Annotated in this window: 19 protein-coding genes; 12 read left to right on the top strand and 7 right to left on the bottom strand. The window is 70.5% G+C overall.

Annotated features, from left to right (window positions below; translation table 11 throughout):
* Window positions 1–53: 53 nt before the first annotated feature.
* Window positions 54–1673 (top strand): Na+/H+ antiporter, encoded by a 1620-nt coding sequence (locus NYZ98_RS32075; RefSeq protein WP_262847344.1) that lies wholly within the window; start codon window positions 54–56, stop codon window positions 1671–1673.
* A 43-nt stretch (window positions 1674–1716) separates the two neighbouring features.
* On the opposite strand, the gene NYZ98_RS32080 is transcribed toward NYZ98_RS32075, so the two are convergent.
* Window positions 1717–1974, bottom strand: a complete 258-nt coding sequence (locus NYZ98_RS32080) for a UBP-type zinc finger domain-containing protein (RefSeq protein WP_262847345.1) — start codon at window positions 1972–1974, stop codon at window positions 1717–1719.
* A gap of 164 nt (window positions 1975–2138) precedes the next feature.
* Between NYZ98_RS32080 and NYZ98_RS32085 the strand changes: the two genes are divergently transcribed.
* Genes NYZ98_RS32085 through NYZ98_RS32100 form a run of 4 tightly spaced genes read left to right on the top strand, consistent with a single transcriptional unit; the run spans window position 2139 to window position 4441 of the window.
* Window positions 2139–3320, top strand: coding sequence for a Gfo/Idh/MocA family protein (locus NYZ98_RS32085; protein WP_262847346.1), 1182 nt, complete (start codon window positions 2139–2141; stop codon window positions 3318–3320).
* A 24-nt stretch (window positions 3321–3344) separates the two neighbouring features.
* Window positions 3345–3713 carry a hypothetical protein gene (locus NYZ98_RS32090; RefSeq protein ID WP_262847347.1) on the top strand — a complete coding sequence of 123 codons (369 nt, stop codon included), beginning with the start codon at window positions 3345–3347 and terminating at the stop codon, window positions 3711–3713.
* Between the two features lie 57 nt (window positions 3714–3770).
* On the top strand, window positions 3771–4112 hold the full coding sequence (locus tag NYZ98_RS32095; protein ID WP_262847348.1) for a YidH family protein: 342 nt from the start codon (window positions 3771–3773) through the stop codon (window positions 4110–4112).
* Window positions 4109–4441 carry a DUF202 domain-containing protein gene (locus tag NYZ98_RS32100; protein ID WP_262847349.1) on the top strand — a complete coding sequence of 111 codons (333 nt, stop codon included), beginning with the start codon at window positions 4109–4111 and terminating at the stop codon, window positions 4439–4441. Before NYZ98_RS32095 ends, NYZ98_RS32100 begins: the two co-directional genes overlap by 4 nt.
* Here the strand turns inward: NYZ98_RS32100 and NYZ98_RS32105 are convergent.
* The gene (locus NYZ98_RS32105; RefSeq protein ID WP_262847350.1) at window positions 4428–5600 is read right to left on the bottom strand and encodes a ferritin-like domain-containing protein; all 1173 of its coding nucleotides are present in this window, start codon (window positions 5598–5600) and stop codon (window positions 4428–4430) included. The two genes, NYZ98_RS32100 and NYZ98_RS32105, sit on opposite strands and share 14 nt — an antisense overlap.
* A 96-nt stretch (window positions 5601–5696) precedes the next feature.
* Here NYZ98_RS32105 and NYZ98_RS32110 point away from each other — a divergent pair, with 96 nt between their 5' ends.
* Window positions 5697–6359: a TetR/AcrR family transcriptional regulator C-terminal domain-containing protein gene (locus NYZ98_RS32110; RefSeq protein ID WP_262847351.1), complete on the top strand. Its 663-nt coding sequence runs from the start codon at window positions 5697–5699 to the stop codon at window positions 6357–6359.
* Window positions 6360–6409: 50 nt separating this feature from the next.
* Here NYZ98_RS32110 and NYZ98_RS32115 read toward each other — a convergent pair whose 3' ends face one another.
* On the bottom strand, window positions 6410–7144 hold the full coding sequence (locus tag NYZ98_RS32115) for a lytic transglycosylase domain-containing protein (RefSeq protein ID WP_262847352.1): 735 nt from the start codon (window positions 7142–7144) through the stop codon (window positions 6410–6412).
* Window positions 7145–7557: 413 nt separating this feature from the next.
* Here NYZ98_RS32115 and NYZ98_RS32120 point away from each other — a divergent pair, with 413 nt between their 5' ends.
* On the top strand, window positions 7558–8046 hold the full coding sequence (locus NYZ98_RS32120) for a glutathione peroxidase (protein WP_262847353.1): 489 nt from the start codon (window positions 7558–7560) through the stop codon (window positions 8044–8046).
* Between the two features lie 9 nt (window positions 8047–8055).
* Here NYZ98_RS32120 and NYZ98_RS32125 read toward each other — a convergent pair whose 3' ends face one another.
* A complete protein-coding gene (locus NYZ98_RS32125) occupies window positions 8056–9054 on the bottom strand; it encodes a LacI family DNA-binding transcriptional regulator (protein ID WP_262847354.1) in 999 nt (332 codons plus the stop codon).
* Between the two features lie 166 nt (window positions 9055–9220).
* Between NYZ98_RS32125 and NYZ98_RS32130 the strand changes: the two genes are divergently transcribed.
* The 5 genes from NYZ98_RS32130 to NYZ98_RS32150 all read left to right on the top strand — a co-directional run bounded on the left by NYZ98_RS32130 (window position 9221) and on the right by NYZ98_RS32150 (window position 15179).
* Complete coding sequence (locus NYZ98_RS32130; RefSeq protein ID WP_262847355.1) at window positions 9221–10444, top strand: ABC transporter ATP-binding protein; 1224 nt, start codon at window positions 9221–9223, stop codon at window positions 10442–10444.
* A gap of 194 nt (window positions 10445–10638) precedes the next feature.
* Window positions 10639–11487 carry a hypothetical protein gene (locus tag NYZ98_RS32135; protein ID WP_262847356.1) on the top strand — a complete coding sequence of 283 codons (849 nt, stop codon included), beginning with the start codon at window positions 10639–10641 and terminating at the stop codon, window positions 11485–11487.
* A gap of 174 nt (window positions 11488–11661) precedes the next feature.
* On the top strand, window positions 11662–12591 hold the full coding sequence (locus tag NYZ98_RS32140) for a hypothetical protein (protein WP_262847357.1): 930 nt from the start codon (window positions 11662–11664) through the stop codon (window positions 12589–12591).
* Window positions 12581–14344, top strand: a complete 1764-nt coding sequence (locus NYZ98_RS32145) for a DUF4012 domain-containing protein (RefSeq protein ID WP_262847358.1) — start codon at window positions 12581–12583, stop codon at window positions 14342–14344. Before NYZ98_RS32140 ends, NYZ98_RS32145 begins: the two co-directional genes overlap by 11 nt.
* Window positions 14345–14471: 127 nt before the next feature.
* A complete protein-coding gene (locus NYZ98_RS32150; RefSeq protein WP_262847359.1) occupies window positions 14472–15179 on the top strand; it encodes an arsenate reductase/protein-tyrosine-phosphatase family protein in 708 nt (235 codons plus the stop codon).
* On the opposite strand, the gene NYZ98_RS32155 is transcribed toward NYZ98_RS32150, so the two are convergent.
* Genes NYZ98_RS32155 through NYZ98_RS32165 form a run of 3 tightly spaced genes read right to left on the bottom strand, consistent with a single transcriptional unit; the run spans window position 15145 to window position 18563 of the window.
* Window positions 15145–16527 carry a polysaccharide biosynthesis tyrosine autokinase gene (locus NYZ98_RS32155; protein ID WP_262847360.1) on the bottom strand — a complete coding sequence of 461 codons (1383 nt, stop codon included), beginning with the start codon at window positions 16525–16527 and terminating at the stop codon, window positions 15145–15147. The genes NYZ98_RS32150 and NYZ98_RS32155 overlap by 35 nt on opposite strands.
* Before the next feature lie 3 nt (window positions 16528–16530).
* The gene (locus NYZ98_RS32160; protein ID WP_262847361.1) at window positions 16531–17568 is read right to left on the bottom strand and encodes an MraY family glycosyltransferase; all 1038 of its coding nucleotides are present in this window, start codon (window positions 17566–17568) and stop codon (window positions 16531–16533) included.
* On the bottom strand, window positions 17565–18563 hold the full coding sequence (locus NYZ98_RS32165; RefSeq protein ID WP_262847362.1) for a GDP-mannose 4,6-dehydratase: 999 nt from the start codon (window positions 18561–18563) through the stop codon (window positions 17565–17567). Before NYZ98_RS32165 ends, NYZ98_RS32160 begins: the two co-directional genes overlap by 4 nt.
* Window positions 18564–18580: the final 17 nt, after the last annotated feature.

An 18580-nucleotide genomic window follows, 5' to 3' on the forward strand; every position in this document is an offset into this window, starting at 1 on the left:
GTGGGGTTGGGGGGCGGTGTTGAGGGGGTGGGGGCGGCATATTCTTTTGGGCGATGAACATTACGATGGCGCTCCAGTTTTTGCTTCTGCCCGCTGGTGCGGTCACGGTCGCGTGGCTGGCTCGGTGGCGGGGCTGGTCGGTTCCCCTGATGCTGGTGCTCGCCGGTCTGGTGGTCGGGCTGATCGGGTCCCGCGTTCCCGGCATGCCCGCCTACGAGCTCGACCCCGAAGTGGTGCTGCTCGTCTTCCTGCCGCCCCTGCTGTACTCGGCGGCCCTGGAAAGCTCCTACCTGCGCCTGCGTGACTTCCGCAGGCCCGTCGTGATGCTGTCGGTCGGGCTGGTGCTGTTCACCGCCGCGGTGGTCGGCCTGCTGGCGCACGCCATGATCCCCGGCCTCCCGCTGGCCGCCGCGTTCGCGCTCGGTGCCATCGTCGCCCCGCCCGACGCGGTGGCCGCCGTCGCGGTGGCACGGCGCCTCGGCCTCCCGCGCAAGATCATCACCATCCTGGTGGGCGAGAGCCTGTTCAACGACGCCACCGCGCTCACCGTCTACCGCGTGGCCGCGGCGGCGGCCGTCGGCCAGGGGGTCAGCGGGATGGGCGGCTTCGAGCAGCTCGCCTCGGGCGTCGGGCAGTTCGTGTACGCCGCAGGCGGCGGCCTGGTCATCGGCCTGGTGCTGGCGTACCTGTTCGGCCGGCTGTTCGGCCTGATCGAGGACCCGCTGATCACGAACACGATCTCCCTGCTGATCCCGTTCGTGTCGTACCTGGCGGCCGAGGCGGTCCACGCCTCGGGGGTGCTGTCGGTCGTGGTGGTCGGGGTGTTCCTCGGGCACCGCATGAACCGCGCCAACTACGGCACCCGCGTGCTGTCGTACTCGATGTGGAAGGTGCTCGACTTCTTCCTGGAGATCATCGTCTTCGTGCTCATCGGGCTCCAGCTCCCGCTCATCCTCCAGGGGCTCAGCGGCAAGGACCCGCTGCGGGTCGCGGCCTACGCGGCGGCGGTGTTCGCGGCGGTCGTGGTCGCAAGGATCATCTGGGTGATCCCGGGCGTCTGGGGGCCGCGCCTGCTGTTCCGTAAGATCCGCGAGGGCGAGCCGAGGCCGCTGATGTCGCACGTCGCGGTGATCGGGTGGGCGGGCATGCGCGGCGTGGTCTCGCTGGCGGCGGCCTTCGCCCTGCCGGCCGGGTTCCCCGAGCGCGACCTGGTGCTGTTCCTGACGTTCACCGTGGTCATCGGCACGCTGCTGGTGCAGGGCATGTCGTTCCCCTGGCTGATCAGGAAGCTGGGCGTCACCAGCGACCAGGAGATCTACCGGGACAACCTCTCCGAGGCGGCGGCGCAGCAGGCCGCGGCCGGCGCGGCGCTCGCCCGGCTGGACGAGCTCACCGAGGACGGTGTCATCGAGACGCACGCCGAGGTCGTCGACCGGTTGCGCAACCAGGCCGAGCGCCGGGCGATGGGCGCCTGGGAGCGCCTCGGCGGCGGCGTCGGCCCCGAGGGCGAGGAGACGCCGAGCGCGCTGTATCGGAGGCTGCGGCGCGCGATGCTGGAGGCGGAGCGCACGGTGCTGGTGCGGATGCGGGACGAGCGCCGCATCGACGACGAGGTGCTGCGCCGGGTCACCCGCGAACTCGACTACGAGGAGGCCACACTCGCCCGAGAGTAGGCGACGCGCGTGAGCCGGTGAGGGTCCTCGGTCGTGGTGGTCGTCAGCCGACGGGGGTGGAGTGGCCGACGGTTTCGTGGATGAAGCACCAGAGCCAGCCCTCGCCGCTCTGGAACGACCGCATCACGGGGTGGCCCGTCTGGTGGTAGTGCTCGGTGGCGTGCCGGCCGGGCGAGGAGTCGCAGCAGCCGACGTGACCGCATTCGACGCACTTGCGTAGGTGGACGTACCGCCGGCCCTCGGCCAGGCACTCCTCGCAGCCGTCCGGCGTGCGCGGCTCGGCCTCCGTGTCGATGACCATGTCTTCGCAACCCACAGTGATCCCCCCTTCAGCGAGCATCGTAGTCGAGACGGCCGGGCGCCCGCCCCGAGCCGGGCCGGGGGGCGGGTGCGACGCCCTGCTCGCCGGCAGAGCATCATGCTCTAAAGTGCTTGATTAGCCTGATAAATCGGCACAAATAGGCAATGAAGGGCGACGACATGGAGCTGCGCATCGGGGTCGCGGGGTTCGGGCTGCGCCGGTCGGTCGCCGTGGAGGCGCACCGTCCAGGCCGGGGCAGCCGGGTCGTCGCGGTCTGCGACCCCAGCGAGCAGGCCCGCGCCGACGCGCGCCGCGACCTCGGTCCCGGGATCAGGACGACGGCTGACTTCGCCGATCTCCTCGCGGACGACGTCGACGCGGTGTTCGTGCTGACGCCCGACCACACCCACGCCGCGCTCGCCGTGCGCTCGCTGGAGTCGGGCAGGCCGACCTTCGTCGAGAAGCCCCTGGCGGTCACGCTCGCGGACTGCGACCTGATCCTGCGCACGGCCCGCGAGCGGCGCGCCCGGCTGTACGTGGGCCACAACATGCGGCACATGCCGGTGGTGCGCACGATGCGGCGGCTGATCGCCGAGGGGGCGATCGGGGAGGTCAAGGCGATCTGGTGCCGCCACTTCGTCGGGGACGGCGGCGACTACTACTTCAAGGACTGGCACGCCGACCGGCGCAACACCGGCGGGCTGCTGCTCCAGAAGGGCGCCCACGACATCGACGTGATCCACTGGCTGGCCGGCTCGCGGACCGCCCGCGTGACCGGCATGGGCGCGCTGACCGTGTACGGGGGGATCGCCGACCGCGCGCCGGGCCTGCCGGACGGCTGGTACGACCCGGCGCGCAACTGGCCGCCGCTCGCGCAGACGGGCCTGAACCCGGTGGTGGACGTCGAGGACCTGTCGATGATGCACATGCGGCTGGAGAACGGGGTCCTCGCCAGCTACCAGCAGTGCCACTTCACCCCGGACTACTGGCGCAACTACACCGTGATCGGCACCGAGGGCCGCCTGGAGAACTTCGGCGACACCGAGCCGGGCACCGTGGTCCGTGTGTGGAACGCCGGCCGGCGCGGCTTCGACCCCGAGGGCGACCTGAGCGTGCCGGTCCACGCGGGGGAGGGCGATCACGGCGGCGCGGACGAGGAGCTGGTCGGCGAGTTCCTGCGCTTCGCCCGCGAGGGCGGCGCCACCGACACCTCGCCGGTGGCGGCCAGGGACAGCGTCGCGGCGGGCCTGCTGGCCACCGAGTCGCTCCGCAACGGGTCGGTGCCGCTGGACGTGCCGCCGCTCGACCCCGATCTCGCGCTTTACTTCGCGGCGGGTCAGTGCTGAGGGAAGTTGGCTAGTGTGCTGGACATGCGATTCCTCCCCCTGGCCGCAGCGTCCGCCATCGGTCTTTCCGTGCTCCTATCGGGGTGCAGCACCGTCGACAAGGCCCAGGCCTGCATCGAGGCCAACAAGGTCATCGCCGAGACCGGCGCCAAGATCTCAGGTCTGGTCAACGACCCCAAGGCGATGGAGAAGGCCCTGAACGACGGGGCCGCGAAGCTGGAGGACGCGGCCGACACGGCGGGCAACACCACGCTGAACGAGGCACTGCAGAATCTGGCCGCCAGCCTCAAGAAGCTCGAAGTGAGCGATCCGAACGAGGCGGTGGACGCGGCGCAGAAGGTCGCGACCGACACCGCGAAGGCGATCAAGACGACCGCCGAGGAGTGCACCTGATCAACTAGGAAAAACCCGACATCTCTAGGGGGAAAGGGCATAAATTACCCTTTTCTTATGGATGTCGAGGGGAACGAGCCGGACCCCAGATTCACGCTCGCCAACGAGCGCACATTTCTGACGTGGCTCAGCACCTCGCTCGCGCTGAGCGCCGGCGGCGTGGCCATGGCCGCCGTCCCGAGGGACGTCTTCGTCCCCTGGGTGCGCACCGCACTCGCGGTCGTCCTGGTCCTGCTGTCGGCGCTGGCCGCGGCCATGGCCTACCCCCGCTGGCGCCTCGTGCAGCGGGCCCTGCGGCGCCAGGCGCCGATCCCGCCGCTCGCGCTGGCCCCGCTGTTCGGGTACGGCATCGCGGCGGTGGCCGTGCTCGCGCTCGTCCTCATCGTCCTGGCCCGGTGAACGCCGGCCCGCCGAGGCCGGCCGGGCTGCACGTGGAGCGCACCCTGCTGGCCTGGATCCGCACCGCCACCGCGCTGGCGGCGGGCGGGCTCGGCGCGGCGGGCATCGCCGGGCGGCACACGGGCAACGGCCTGATCGCGATCCCGTTCGTCCTCGCGGCCCTCTGCGGCGCCGTCCTGCTGGCCAGGAGCGGCGTGCGGCACCGGCGCGTCCAGAGCGCGCTGCGCGGGGAGGTTCCGCTGGACGACCAGGCCGACGCCACGCTCGCGTGGCTGGGCGTGGCCGCCCTCGCCACGGGCGCGCTCGTGTTCGTGCTCAGCTCGCCCTGACCCCGGCGTTACGGGCCTCGGCGTCCCCGGCCTCGGCGTCAGCGGCGTCGCCGGTGCCGAGGCCGATGGTCTGGGCGATCTCCTCGGCCCGCTCGGTGTGCTCGGCCGCGAAGCGCTCGGCGTCCAGCTTCTCGGCGATGTCCTCGTCCTGCTTCATCAGCTTGTCGAGGCTCTGCCCGGCCATCTCCAGCACGCCCATGTCCGCGTACGCCTTCTGCAGGCGCTCGCTCCACAACCCGATGTCCTTCACGCACGGCACGATGCGGCTGAACAGCAGCGAGCGGAAGAGCTTGAGGTACTCCGACTCGTCGACGGCCTTCATGGCCTGCTTGACCTCGTCGGGCGTCAGGCCCATGTTCTCCCACTGCTCGATGCCGCGCAGCCGGTCGCGCATGAGGTAGCAGCCCTCGATGACGAAGTCCTCGCGCTCGCGCAGCTCGGACTCCGACAGCTGCTTGTAGTAGTCGCGCAGGGCCATCCGGCCGAAGGCGACGTGCCTGGCCTCGTCCTGCATGACGTAGGAGAGGATCTGCCTCGGCAGGGGCTTGGTGGTGATGTCGCGCATCACGCCGAACGCGGCCAGGGCCAGTCCTTCGATGAGCACCTGCATGCCGAGGTAGGGCATGTCCCAGCGCGAGTCGCTGAGGGTGTCGTCGAGCAGGGACTTGAGGTACTTGTTGATCGGGTAGGCGATGCCCACCTTCTCCTGCAGGAAGCGCGCGTAGGTCTCGGCGTGCCGGGCCTCGTCCATCGTCTGCGTGGCGGCGTAGAACTTCGAGTCCAGGTCGGGCACCGACTCGACGATGCGGGCCGAGCAGATCATCGCGCCCTGTTCGCCGTGCAGGAACTGCGAGAACTGCCAGGAGGCGCCGTGCCGCCTGACCTCCTTGCGCGCCTTGTCGTCCATCTTGTGCCACAACGGGGTGTCGTAGATGGCGATGGACTGGTCGGGGATGCCGAGCACGTCGTAGGGGTCGACCTCAAGGCCCCAGTCGATACGTTTGACCGAGTCCCACTGCTTGTCCTTGCCCTTCTGGTACAGGGCGAGCATGCGGTCACGGCCCTCGTCGTACTCCCAGGTGAAGCGGGAGGAGCCGGCCATCCCCACGTCCCAGGTGGAGAGCTCGGCGGGGATCGTGTAGAGCTCGTGCGTCGACACAGAGGCCTCCAGGCGGGGAGAACGTACACCGTACGTACCATTGGAGGGTGGCACGTACGCTGTACGTGCGTCAATGCACCAGGAGATAATGACACTATGGCACCCCTATCCCGAGCACGGATCGTCGCCGCCGCCATCGACCTGATCGAGCGCGAGGGCGCGGACGCGATCTCGATGCGGCGGATCGCCGCCGACCTCGGCGTGGGCGTCATGTCGCTGTACAACCACGTGCCGAACAAGGCGGCCCTGCTGGACGCGGTCGCCGAGGCCGTGCTGTCGCAGATCTCCTTCGACGACGACCCCTCGGCCGAGTGGACCGAGCGGGTGCGCATCCAGGCGCGGGCGTTCCGGCAGATCGCCCACGGCTACCCGCGTTCCACCATGGTCGTGGTGAGCCGCCAGCTCAAGTCGCCGGCCGGGCTGTTCCCGGTGGAACGGGCGCTCGCGACGCTGCGCGACGCGGGCTTCGACGGCGAGGACGCGGTGCAGATCCTGCGCGCCTTCATCGCCTACATTATCGGGTCGCTGCTGCGCGAGGTCGGCGTGACGCCCACGTTCGCGCCCGGCAACCTGGGAGGCGCGGACCTGCCGCCCGACGTCGACACCACACTGTTCCCCGAGGTGAGCGCCGTGGCGACGCATCTGTGCGCGGGCGACCACGAGAAGTCGTTCGAGTACGGGCTGGACATGCTGATCCGGGCGATAGCGGTGCAGCTGCGCGAGTCCAAGGCCGCCGGACGGGGTGGCGCCCGGGGGTGAGCCCCCCGGGCGCCGGAGTGCGCCCTTCCCCTGGGCACTCCTGCCCGGCGTCAGTACCAGTTGTGCGACCGGAAGTGTCCCCATGCGCCGCACGGCGAGCCGTAGCGCCCCCGGATGTACTTCAGTCCCCAGCGGATCTGGGTCGCGGGATTCACCCGCCAGTCGTGGCCGACGCCGACCATCTTGGTCCCCGGAAGGGCCTGCGGGATGCCGTAGGCCCCTGACGAGGGGTTCTGCGCCCGGTGGTTCCAGTTGCTCTCCCTGGTCCACAGGCTGTCGAGGCAGCGGAACTGGGTCACCGGCCAGGATCTCTGGGTGACCAGGCGATACGCGATCGCCTTGTTCCTGCCCTTGGGCGTCGTGGGCGCCCATTTGCGGACGTTCGGACGTGCGGAGGTCCGCCATACGCGGCGGTGCACCCGGTAGGGCATCCTCCTGGCCGTCCTCGCCTCGCGGGTCGTTCTCCCTTTCCTGGCGGCCGCCCTCGTCCCGGTGAGGCCGCCGGCGAGCACCGTCAGGCCCGTACGGGTCCAGATCGGTGTCCCGGGCCGGGCCCGGGTCCAGGTGGCGCTCGCGGGCCGTGCGCGGAGCGGGAAGAGGGTCACCGGTGCGAGTGGCGTCTCCGCCGGACCGGTGCGGGCTTCGGCGGGTTCCGCCGTGCCGGTGATGGTGTCGGCCGTGCCCTCGGCCCCCGTGAGGGCCTGTGCCTCTCCCGCCGTCCCGTTGAGGGCGGCGGCGGCGATGACGGCCGCGACTGCGCCACAAAATGCGCGCTTACTGTCCAACTCTGTCCTATTCATCGGGCCGCGTGCGGGACGGCGGCCACCCGTAGGCGGCCGCCTCGTGCCGCGCCCGTGGCTCGGGCGCGGCACGTCCGCGTGGCCGTTCCGGAATCGGTTGAGGGCACTGGTGCCCCCCGGAAGGCGCCGCGACGGGTTCTAGGGCGGTTTCTAGTTGCCGATCCGCCCGGGATCCGTCATTCGCGACACGCCTGGGGGAGGTGTTTACCGGTCATGTGCGACATCTCTGCCGTCTCGCGGCGACGCGTTGGCGCGCGTCGTGCTGGGGGAGGTCACCGCGTGGAACGGAAATGGCGATGACTTGAGGTTTGGCGCGGGACCGCCCGTGGACACGGGACCGGGGCCCCGTCGTCACCGGCGAGCCGCACGGGACGCGAGCGCCTGATTAAGGTGGTTTCATGAGTCTTCGGGATATTCCGGTACGCACGCTGGCAGACGCACCCACCACGTTGGGACAGCTCGCCGGTGACAAGGCCACCCTGGTGGTCAACGTGGCCTCGAGATGCGGCCTCACCCCTCAGTACGCCGGGCTGGTCCGGCTCCAGGAACGGTTCGGCGAGCGCGGTTTCACCGTGGTCGGCGTGCCCTGCAACCAGTTCGCCGGACAGGAGCCGGGGTCGGCCGAGCAGATCCAGGACTTCTGCGTCACGACCTACGGCGTGGACTTCCCGTTGCTGGAGAAGGCCGACGTCAACGGGGAGGGACGCCACCCGCTGTACGCGTCGCTGGTGGAGGTCCCCGACGCCTCGGGTGACGCCGGCGACGTGCAGTGGAACTTCGAGAAGTTCCTGGTGGACCGCGAGGGGAACGTCGTAGCCCGGTTCCGGCCCCGCACCGACCCCGAGGACGCGGCCGTCGTCGAGGCCATCGAGAAGGCGGTCGGCTAGGACCGGCGCTCAGCGGCGCGGGCCGCAGCTCCCCCGGACGATCAGCTCGGTGGGCAGCATGACCGTGCGCGACCTGCGGCCCTCGCGCAGCACCAGTTCGGCGGCGCGGTAGCCCATGTCCTGGGCGGGCTGGGAGATCACCGTGAGCGGTGGGGAGCACAGCTCGGCCCAGGGCACGTCGTCGAACATGATCAGGGAGACGTCGCGCGGCACCCGGAAGTCCAGCTCCTTGGCGGCCAGGACCGCGGCCTCGCCGAGGATGTTCCCCCCGGCCAGCACCGCGGTGAGGTCGGGCCGGTGCTGGAAGAGCCCGGCGGCGGCGGCGTACGCCGAGTCGCGCGAGGCGTGGGCGTACACGATCAGCTCGTCGTCGACGGGCACCCGGAGCGCGGCCAGCGACTCGCGGAAGGCGCGCACGCGCTGCGCCTGCCCGTGCCTGGCCAGGAAGGCGATGCGCCGGTGCCCGAGCCCGGCGAGGTACTCGACCGCGGTGCGGACCCCCGTGCGGTCGTCGGTCACCACTGAGGGGACGTTCTCGCGCCCCTGGACCGGGCGCTCGGCGAAGACCACGCTGAGCCCGGCGCGGAAGGCCGGCCCCCACATCTCGCCGTCGCCGCACGGCACCGCGATCACCCGCTCGACGCTCTCCTCCAGCAGCGAGCCGATCAGCTCGGCCTCCCGCTCGGGGTCGTCGCCGGTGGTGCCGATCATCACCGGCTCGCCCGCCGACTGGGCGCAGGTGAGGACGCCGTCGGCGAGCCGCCCATAAAAGGTGTCTGTTATGTCGGGGATGAGAAGGCCGATGCCGCCCGTACGCTGCCGGCGCAGGTTGCGGCCCAGGGCGCTCGGGCGGTAGTCGAGCCGCGCCGCGGCCGCCATGACCTTCTCCCGCGTGGCCGGGCTGGAGGAGCCCGTTCCCGACAACACGCGCGACACGGTCGCGACCCCCACCTCCGCGGCCTCGGCCACGTCCTTGATCGTCGTACGGCGCTGCCCGTTCACCCTCATGGAAACGATTCCATCATGGATTCCACCGGGACGCCAAGCTCGGAGGGGTATCCGAAGTGCGTGATGAGCCTATATTTCGCAGGGGCTTGACAGACATGTCCGATTCAGATGAGATTCATGAAAACGTATCCACATCCGGCGGCACCCGGACGCACGAAGGACTGTCATGGCATCAATCATTCTGCGCAAAGTTGACAAGATCTATGCCGGCGGTGTGAAGGCGGTGAACGGCCTCGACCTGGAGATCCAGGACGGTGAGTTCATGGTCCTCGTCGGGCCGTCCGGTTGTGGTAAATCCACCGCGCTGCGGATGATCGCCGGCCTGGAGGACATCAGCGGCGGCGAGATCGCGATCGGCGACCGGGTGGTCAACCACCTGCCGCCGAAGGACCGCGACATCGCGATGGTGTTCCAGAACTACGCGCTCTACCCGCACATGACGGTCGAGGAGAACCTCGCCTTCGGCCTGAAGCTTCGCAAGATGCCCAAGGCCGAGATCTCCAAGCGGGTTCAGGAGGCCGCCAAGATGCTCGGCCTCGACCAGTACCTCAAGCGCAAGCCGGCCGCCCTGTCCGGTGGCCAGCGCCAGCGTGTCGCCATGGGCCGTGCCATCGTCCGCGAGCCGCAGGCGTTCCTCATGGACGAGCCGCTGTCCAACCTGGACGCCAAGCTCCGCGTCTCCATGCGCGCCTCGCTCAACCAGATGCACGAGCGCCTCGGTGTCACCACCGTCTACGTCACCCACGACCAGGTCGAGGCCATGACGCTGGGCGACCGGGTCTGCGTGCTCCGCGACGGCATCCTCCAGCAGGTGGACACCCCGACGAACCTCTACGACAGCCCGGTCAACCTGTTCGTCGCCGGGTTCATGGGCTCCCCGTCCATGAACTTCGTCAACGCCGAGCTGGTGCGCAACGACGGCGGCGCCGCCGTGGCGTTCGCGGGCCTGAAGCTGCCCGTGCCCGAATCGACGTTCGCCGAGAAGCCCGGCCTCGACCAGTACCTCGGCAAGAAGCTGATCCTCGGCATCCGGCCCTCCGACTTCGAGGACTCCTCCGCCGCCAACAGCAGCTCGGTCAACTGGGCCCGCATCCCGACCCGCGCCGAGGTCACCGAGGAGCTGGGCAGCGAGATCAACGTCCTGTTCCTCATCGACGCCCCGCCGGTCGAGCACAAGGACACCGTCGCCGCGCAGGACACCGGTGACGACGAGGAAGCGGCCGTGCTGCCCCTCATCGGCGACAAGTCGCTGTGGACCGCCCGCGTCAACGCCCGCAGCGCCGTCCGCCCCGGGCAGAACGTCGACCTGGTGGTCGACACCCAGAACCTCCACTTCTTCGACACCGACAGCGGCCTGGCCGTCGGCCACCCGGCCAACGTCGGCCGCTGAACCGGCACTTTCCTTTCCCCGAGAAGGCCCCCGCCGCGAACCCCTCCCGCGGCGGGGGCCTTTTCTTCGTTCAATTTAATGAAGATCAGTATGTGATCTTTCAGTAAAGGCGTGTGCCACACGGACGTTCTTGGCTCCATGTGCCGATACAACGGGGTTCGTCGTCATGTCGCCTGGCAAGTGGGCGAGCTTGCGTGAACCGAATCATCGCTCATTGGGAGTCCGGAATGGCTGGAAATAACATCGTACCTGTAGTCGTGGCGGTGATGGTCGCAGGTGGTCTGACGGTCGGAGCAGCCGGAGCGGCCACCGCACGATCCTTCTCGCCGGTGATCCACCTCTCACCGATGGCACAGCCCTATCCGCCCGCCCCCGACGTCGATCCCCCGACCCGGCCCCGCCACCTCATGATCGTCTCGGACGACGGCGACGACGTGGACTGGGAGGACGGCGACGACGACGGCGATGATTTCGAGGACGAAGGCGATATCGTCCTGGAATGGGATGCGGCCACCGATAATGTCGGAGTCGCCGCTTATGACATTTACGCCTCGCGTTCCCCGTTCCACCTCATCGCGAGCGTGTCAGGGGACGTCCTGACTTATACCGATGTTCAGCCTCTTCATGTTCGTGTGTCCTATTTCGTGAAGGCACGCGATGCAGCGGGCAATGTATCCCGCAGGAGTAATATCGTCACGCGATACGCCAGAAGGCCGCATCGCCCCAGTGGATACCATTCCGGGCATCACCGCGGAAATGGAAACGAAGAAATCATCCAAGCCGGGAAGAAAGTCCACGTCGAGGGATCGGCCGACCGCAGGCACGGCGGCGGGTACCACGACGGCTCCTCCTACTTCGGCGGGGCGCCCGGCGCGTCGTACGGCGAGCACGCGGCACCTCCTCGCGAGCATGCCGCGCCTCGCAACCTGCCGTTCACGGGCGCGCCGGTGGCCGCTCTGGCCGGTCTCGGCAGCGGCCTGCTGGTGCTGGGCGCGAGCACGGTGATCGTCGTGCGCCGCCGCAGGTCCTCGCGCGCCGGCTGAACAGGGGCGGCGAGACTTCTCCTGATACGTCCCGATAATTAGGTGATCTTTCGGCAAGGGCCGTGATCTGGGCAATTCGTTCACCCCGTGGTGGGGGATACAGGGATTCTGCGGACATGTCTGCTGTCGGGCGGCTGTCCGCGATGCCGAATCTTCGCCATCGGGGAGTCTGGAATGGTTGGAAAGTATGTGATGCCGGTGCTTCTCGCGATGACCGTCGCGGGCGGCGCGCTGCCCGGGTCCGCGGGGACCGCGACCGCCGCCACCGTCATGCCGGTGATCCCCCAGGCGCCGGAGGAGGCGCCGTACCCCCCCAGTCCCCAGCCGCCGCTCCCCCCGACCGACGCCGCGGGCACCCCGTCCGTCGACGGGACGTTCACTCTGACCTGGCAGGCGTCCACGAGCGTCGGGCTCGTGGTCGCCTACGACATCTACGCCAGCGGTTCGCCCTACCGGCTGATCGCGACCGTGCCCGCCAACGTCCTCACCTATGTCGACACCCGGACCGTCTGCGGGTTGATCTCCTACTACATCGTGGCGCGGAACGCCGCTGGCCTCAGCTCGCCGCCCAGCAATGTCGTCCCCCGCACGTCCGCGCCATGCCCCCCGTCCCCCTCCGCGACCTCGACGAACGGTTCCGCGGGTCAAGGCCGTCCCGGGGACCGGGGCCGGCCCGAGGGTCGCGGCGGGACCGGGCGGCCGGAGCTCGCGGACGGGTCTGTCGAACCGGCAGGCATCGGCCCGTCCGGGGAGCTGATCGAAGCCGGGACCGTCACCGTCGGCGAGGAGTCGACCGGCGGCGGGGGCCGAGGGGAACACGGGTCCCGGCACGGCGACCTCCACGCGCGGGCGCACGACGCCGGGGCGCCCCACGCCGGGGACGGCGCGCGGCCCCACCACGCTCCGGCCGCCGCCGCCCAGCCGGACACCCGCCCTCCGGGGGCGACGGCCGGCGCGGCCGAGGCGCGGAAGCCCTCGGCGCGCCTCCCGTTCACCGGCGCGCCCGTTGCCGCACTGCTCACGCTGGCCGCCGGCCTGCTCGCCGGGGGCACCGCCGTCCTGTTCGCCGCCCGATGGCGCCGCCGGTCGTGCCGTGGCCGGTAGCGGACGCCGCAAGATCCTTCTCACGCTCCCGCCGGCCGCCGGCGCGGGCCTGGTGCTGGCCGGCTGCTGGTCGGCCCACCTCGCGCTGAGCACCCGTGACCATCTCGAAGCGGTCAGGGACGGCCTGTTCCGGCTGCGCGCCACGATGACCTCGGGGGACGCCGGCCGGATGTCCGCCGCGATCGCCGATGCCCGGGCGCACGCGGCCGAGGCGCGCCGGCTCACCTCGGGCCCGGCCTGGTGGACGGTCGCGCGCCTTCCCGTCGTCGGCGACGCGGCGACGACCATGCGCGGGCTGGCCGTGAGCGCGGCGGAGCTGACCGGGGTGCTGGCCGACGTGCAGCGGGCCGGCGCGCCGTTCCTCACCATGAGGAAGCGCTCGCTCGGCGACATGCGCCGGCTGCTCGCCGACCTGGACGCGGCGGCCCCGGTCCTCACCGACGCGGCCTCCCGGCTCGGCCACGCGAGCGCCGTACTGGCCGCGACCCCGGCGGACACCGGAGCCGGTTCGCTGAACCAGGCGCGGAACACGGCGCTACGGGAGATCGACGGGCTGCGCGCCCGGCTCGGCGACGCGGCGACGGGCGCGGCCCTGCTGCCCCCGATGCTGGGCCACACCGGGGAACGGCGCTACTTCCTCGCCTTCCAGACCAACGCGGAGGCGCGGGGCACCGGCGGGCTGGTGGGCGCGTTCGGTCTGCTCACCGCCCGGCACGGGAAGATCAGGGTCACCGGGCTGTCGGCCAACACCGGGCTCGCGGTCAGTTCCGCTGCCGTGGCCGACCACGGGCCCGCCTACCTCGGCCGGTACGGCCCGAGCGCGACCAAGATGCTGTCCATCTCGAACCTCTCCCCGCACTTCCCCTACGCGGCCGTCACCTGGACGGGGTTGTGGGAGCGGGAGGCCCACCAGCGGCTGGACGGCGCCCTCGCGATCGACCCGGTCGGCATGGCCGGCCTTCTCGAAGTGATCGGGCCCGTCAGCCTTCCCGGCGGCGAGGCGGTGACCTCGGCGAACGTCGTCGACCTGACCGAGCGTGCCGCCTACGCGCGCTACAGCGACCCGATGGAGCGCAAACGCTTCCTCATCACGATCGCCGAGGCGGTCGCCAAGGCGATCCCCCGCACGTCCGCGACGCCTTCCCGCATCCTCCCGGTCCTCACGCGGATGGCGGGGGAGCGCAGGATCCAGATCTGGAGCCGCAGGGACGTGGAGGAGTCGCGTCTCGCGGGCACGCCTCTCGGCGGCGTGCTGCCGGAGCGGCAGGGGCCGTACGCGGGGCTGGTGGTCAACAACTCGGCCGGGGGAAAGCTCGACTACTACCTGGAGCGGGAGGTGGACTACCGGCTCGGCCCGTGCCGGGACGGGACGCGCGCCACGCGCGTGCGGATCCGGCTCACCAACGCCGTCCCGGGCGGGCCGCTCCCCGGCTACGTCACCGGCAGGCTCGACACGCCGTCGCATCCCCCCGCCGTCGGGTCCAACCGGTCGTGGGTGTCGCTGTACGCGTCGGTCGGGTCCCGGCTGAGCGAGGCGCGGATCGACGGAGAACGGACAAGGATGATCGAAGAGGTCGAGCGATCCCATCCGGTGTACTCCGCCGTGCTGGAGCTCGGGCCGAGGCGGTCGAGGACGATCGAGCTGGATCTCGTGGAACCCGACGCCGGTGGCGCGCCCTCGGTCCCCGTGCAGCCTCTGGTGCGTCCCCAGCGGGTCGGGGTCGTCGTGGACCCGCACGGCTGCGCCTCGTGACCTGGGGGAGTGCCGCGCCGGACCGTGCGGAAACGGTAAAAACCGCGCGTCGGACAGCGGACCGGCTGGGGGGAACACCTACCGTGGCGCCATGAAAGGTGCCTCCAAAACACCAATGATCAGCCTGATGAGTGACATATTCCTGCTCCGGCACCGGAGCGGTGCCGGGCCACCTTCGAACCACCTGTCCACGTCCGGGGCACCCGTGGACGCCGTGCCCGAGGAGCCGCCCCCGCCGGTCGCGCCGAGCTTCCGGCTCCTTTTCGTGTGCACGGGCAACATGTGCCGGTCGCCGATCGCCGAGCGGCTCATGGTGGCGGCGCTCGGCGGTGGTTCGCGGATCGTGGTGGAAAGCGCGGGGACCGCGGCGATGCCGGGGTCGAGGATGACGCCCGAGGCGGTTCGCGTGCTGGCGGAGAAGGGCGCCGGCCCGGGCGGGTTCACGGCTCGCCGGCTCACGTCGCAACTGGTCGGCGAGGCCGATCTGGTGCTGGCCGCGACCCGCGAGCACCGGGCCAGGGTCGTCTCGCTGTACCCTCCGGCGGCGGTGCGGGTCTTCACGATCGTGGAGTTCGGCACGCTGGCCGAGGCCGTGCGCCCCGGCAGGGTGACCCGGTACACCGATCCGGTGGAGCGGGCGCGCGGGCTGCTCGCGGAGGTGCACATGCTCCGCGGGCTGGTCCGGGTGGACCAGCCCGATGTCGCAGATCCGTACGGCTGCTCGATGCGCGCCTACCGGATCTCGGCCCGCCGGATCTCGGGCGCGCTGGCCGCGCCGCTGGACCTGCTGACCGCCGGGATCACACACCCACAAGAGTTGTGTTCTCCGGGTTGACGTTCGCCTCGTAGCCGGGGCGATGGGCGTATCCGTAGGTCTGTCCCGCCTTGGTCGACACGAAGTTCAGCACGGTGCCGACCAGATGGGCGTTGATCGAGGAGAGCAGTTCTCCGGCCCGCAGGACCTGCTCCTGCCGTGTCCTGCCGTACCTGGCGACCAGGAGCACGTCATCGCAGATGGCGGCGAGTGTGGCCGCGTCGGTGACGGGGAGCAGCGGCGGAGCGTCGATGATCACGATGTCGTAGTCGGCGGTGAAGCGGCCGATCAGTTCGCGCATCGACTGGGAGCCGAGCAGCTCGCTGGGGTTGGTGGGGATCTGCCCGCCCGGCAGGACGAAGAGGTCGTGCTTGCCCCAGCTCTGGATGACGTCGGGCGCCTTCGCCTGCCCGGTCAGCACGTCGGCGAGGCCGACGGACCCCTCGATGCCGAGGTACTTCGGGATGCGGGGGCGGCGCAGGTCGCCTTCCACGAGCATGACCCGCCAGCCGGCCTGCGCGAACGTGATCGACAGGTTGACGGCGACCGAGGTCTTGCCCTCCTCGGGCAGGCAGCTGGTGATGACCAGTGACCGGGCCCGCTTGTCGGTCCCCTGGAACTGCAGGTTGGTCCGCAGCGAGCGGAACGACTCCGCCCGTGATGACCTGCCGCCCTGCCGGACGATCAGCGGGTCGCGCCGGGCGCCGCTCTCGTATTCGATGATGCCGAGCGTGGGGCTCTTGGACAGCCGGTGCAGGGACTCGCTCGTCCTGATGCGGGTGTCGAGGCGGTCACGGACGGCGAGCCCGATGAGCCCGACGAGCAGTCCGATCAGCAGCGCGACCGCCATGTTGACCAGCGGCCGGGGGCTGACCGGCCGCTGGGGCACCTCTGCGCGGTCCACCACCGTCACCCTGACGGTGGACTGGCTCGCGTGACCTGGGCGTTCGATCTCGTCGATCACCCGGGCGAACGCCGTGCCCAGGCTGTTGGCCAGTTGCGCCGCGCGACGCGGGTCGACGTCGGTGACCGTGGCACGGAGCAGCATGGTCAGCGGGATGGCCTCGGACTTGATGCTGGACTGTACGGCGGCGATCTCCCTGCGCGGGACGATCTGGCCGACCACCCGGCGGCTGGCCATGAGGTTGGCGTAGGACTGCACCCTTTGCTGGGAGAGCGCCCCCGCCTGGAGCGCGGTCGCGAGGCTGCCCTGCTTGTCGTATCCGGACACGAGCATGGTCGTCATCGCCTGGTACTTCGGCGAGGTGTTCGCGGTCACCACCAGCGACGTCCCCATGGCCAGGATCAGTGACAGCACGATGGCGAACCAGTTCCGGCGCGCCAGCCGAACGTAATAGATGAGTTCCACAGGTCATTGCCTTTCGCTGATGTTCATCGAAGGAGTGTGGGACAGGCGTGGAGAGGAGACCGACACCCTCTGGGGCAGGCCGATCAGGAGGATCGCCGCGCCCAGCGCCCCGATCGTCGCGATCAGCGGGGACGCCAGCCCCAGGGCCATCGCGAGGTGCAGGCCTCCCGCCGCGGCCGTGACCGCGGCGAGCACCAGCGCCGTCCGCCTGGTGCCCATCCCGAGCCGGTGGAGGCGGTGGGACAGGTGGTCGGTGCCGCCCCGCATCAGCGGGCGGCCGGTCCACAGCCGGGACAGCAGCACGACACCGGTGTCGACGGTCGCGACGAAGGTGGGCAGGAGCAGGTTCGCCACCACCGCCTCGGTGGCCTGGTGGGTGGCCAGCGAGGCGGCGGACCCGGCGATGACGAAACCGATGAACAGCGACCCCGAGTCCCCCATGAACACCTTCGCGGGCGCCCAGTTGTGCGGCAGGAAACCGAGAGCGGCGAAGGCGAGCGTCACCAGCAGCAGACCGGTCGACGGGCTGCCGTGGACGAACGCGCCCGCCGCCAGGAGCCCGGCGCCGACCACCACCGTCGCGCCGAGGGCGCCGTCCATGTTGTCGAGAAGGTTGAACGAGTTGGTGATGACGACCATCCACAGCACGGTGACCAGGCCGTCCGGCCAGCCGCCGGTCAGCGGGATCTGCACGCCGCTCAGCACCACGCCGCTCGCCACCAGCGCCTCGACGCACAGCCGCGTGGCGGGGGTGAGGGCCACGATGTCGTCGACGAGGCCGAGCATCGCCACGACCGCGGCGCCGATGAGCAGGATGCCGACCTGGTCGTCGGCGAGCCCGAGGAAGACGGTGGCGGGGACCGCGGTCCCCGCGAGGATCGCGACGCCTCCGATGTAGGGCACGGGGCGGCCGTGGGCCTTGTACCCGCCCGGCCGGTCGGTCAGGTCGAAGCGGAGCGCCAGGCGGGTGAGCGGGTGGATGCCGGCCGTGGTGAGCAGCAGTGCCGCGACCCCGGCCATGGCGACGGCCGACGATCTCATCGGGCGGACGCCGTCATCTCGGTGCGCGCCTCGGCGATGGTCTCCTGGAGGATGTCGTCGAGAGAGCGGGTCGGCGCCCAGCCGGTGAGCCGGCGGAGCTTGGTGGTGTCGGGGACTCTGCGGGCCATGTCCTCGAACCCCTCCTCGTACGCCTCGGCGTACGGGATGTGCTCGATGCCGGCGACGGCACCGGTCTTGTCGATGATCGCCTTGGCCAGTTCCAGGATGCTCACCTCGGCGTTGGACCCGACGTTGAAGGTCTGGCCGACGGCCTCGTCGCTGTCGAGGAGCATGAGCAGGGCCTCGACCGCGTCGGCGACATGGGCGAAGCACCGCGTCTGGGTGCCGTCGCCGAAGACGCTGAGCGGCAGGCCGCCGACGGCCTGCCTGACCAGGCGGGGGACCACCATGCCGTACGAGGGGCTCTGCCGGGGTCCCACGGTGTTGAACAGCCGGACGATGATCGTCGGCAGGCCGCGTTCCTTGTGGTAGGCGTTGGCGAGGATCTCGTCCACGGCTTTGGCGGTGCTGTAGGCCCACCTGACGACGGCCGGGCTGCCGAGGATGCGGTCGGCGAGCTCCGACAGCGGGCCGTTGGAGTTCTTCCCGTAGATCTCGCTCGTGCTGGTGATGAGGATCTTCCGCCGGTAGCGGTGCGCGGCCTCGATGACGTTCTCCGAACCCCGGATGTTGGTCGTGAGCGACCGCAGAGGATGCTCGACGATCAGCTTGACCCCGACGGCGGCGGCCAGGTGGACGACGATGTCGCACCGGTGGACCAGTTCGTCGACCGTGAGCTCGTCCAGCACCGACCCCTGGACGAACTGCAGGCGCGGGTGGTCGAGGACGTGGGCGATGTTGGCCAGGCGCCCGGTCGAGAGGTTGTCCAGGACGACGACGAAGTCCCCGCGGGCGAGCAGGGAGTCGGTCAGATGGGAGCCGATGAACCCGCTCCCTCCGGTTATGAGGTACGTCTTCCTTGCCGAGTCGTTCACGGCTTCTCCTATTGGCG

It is taken from the genome of Sphaerisporangium corydalis (assembly GCF_025506355.1).
Lineage (GTDB): Bacteria > Actinomycetota > Actinomycetes > Streptosporangiales > Streptosporangiaceae > Sphaerisporangium > Sphaerisporangium corydalis.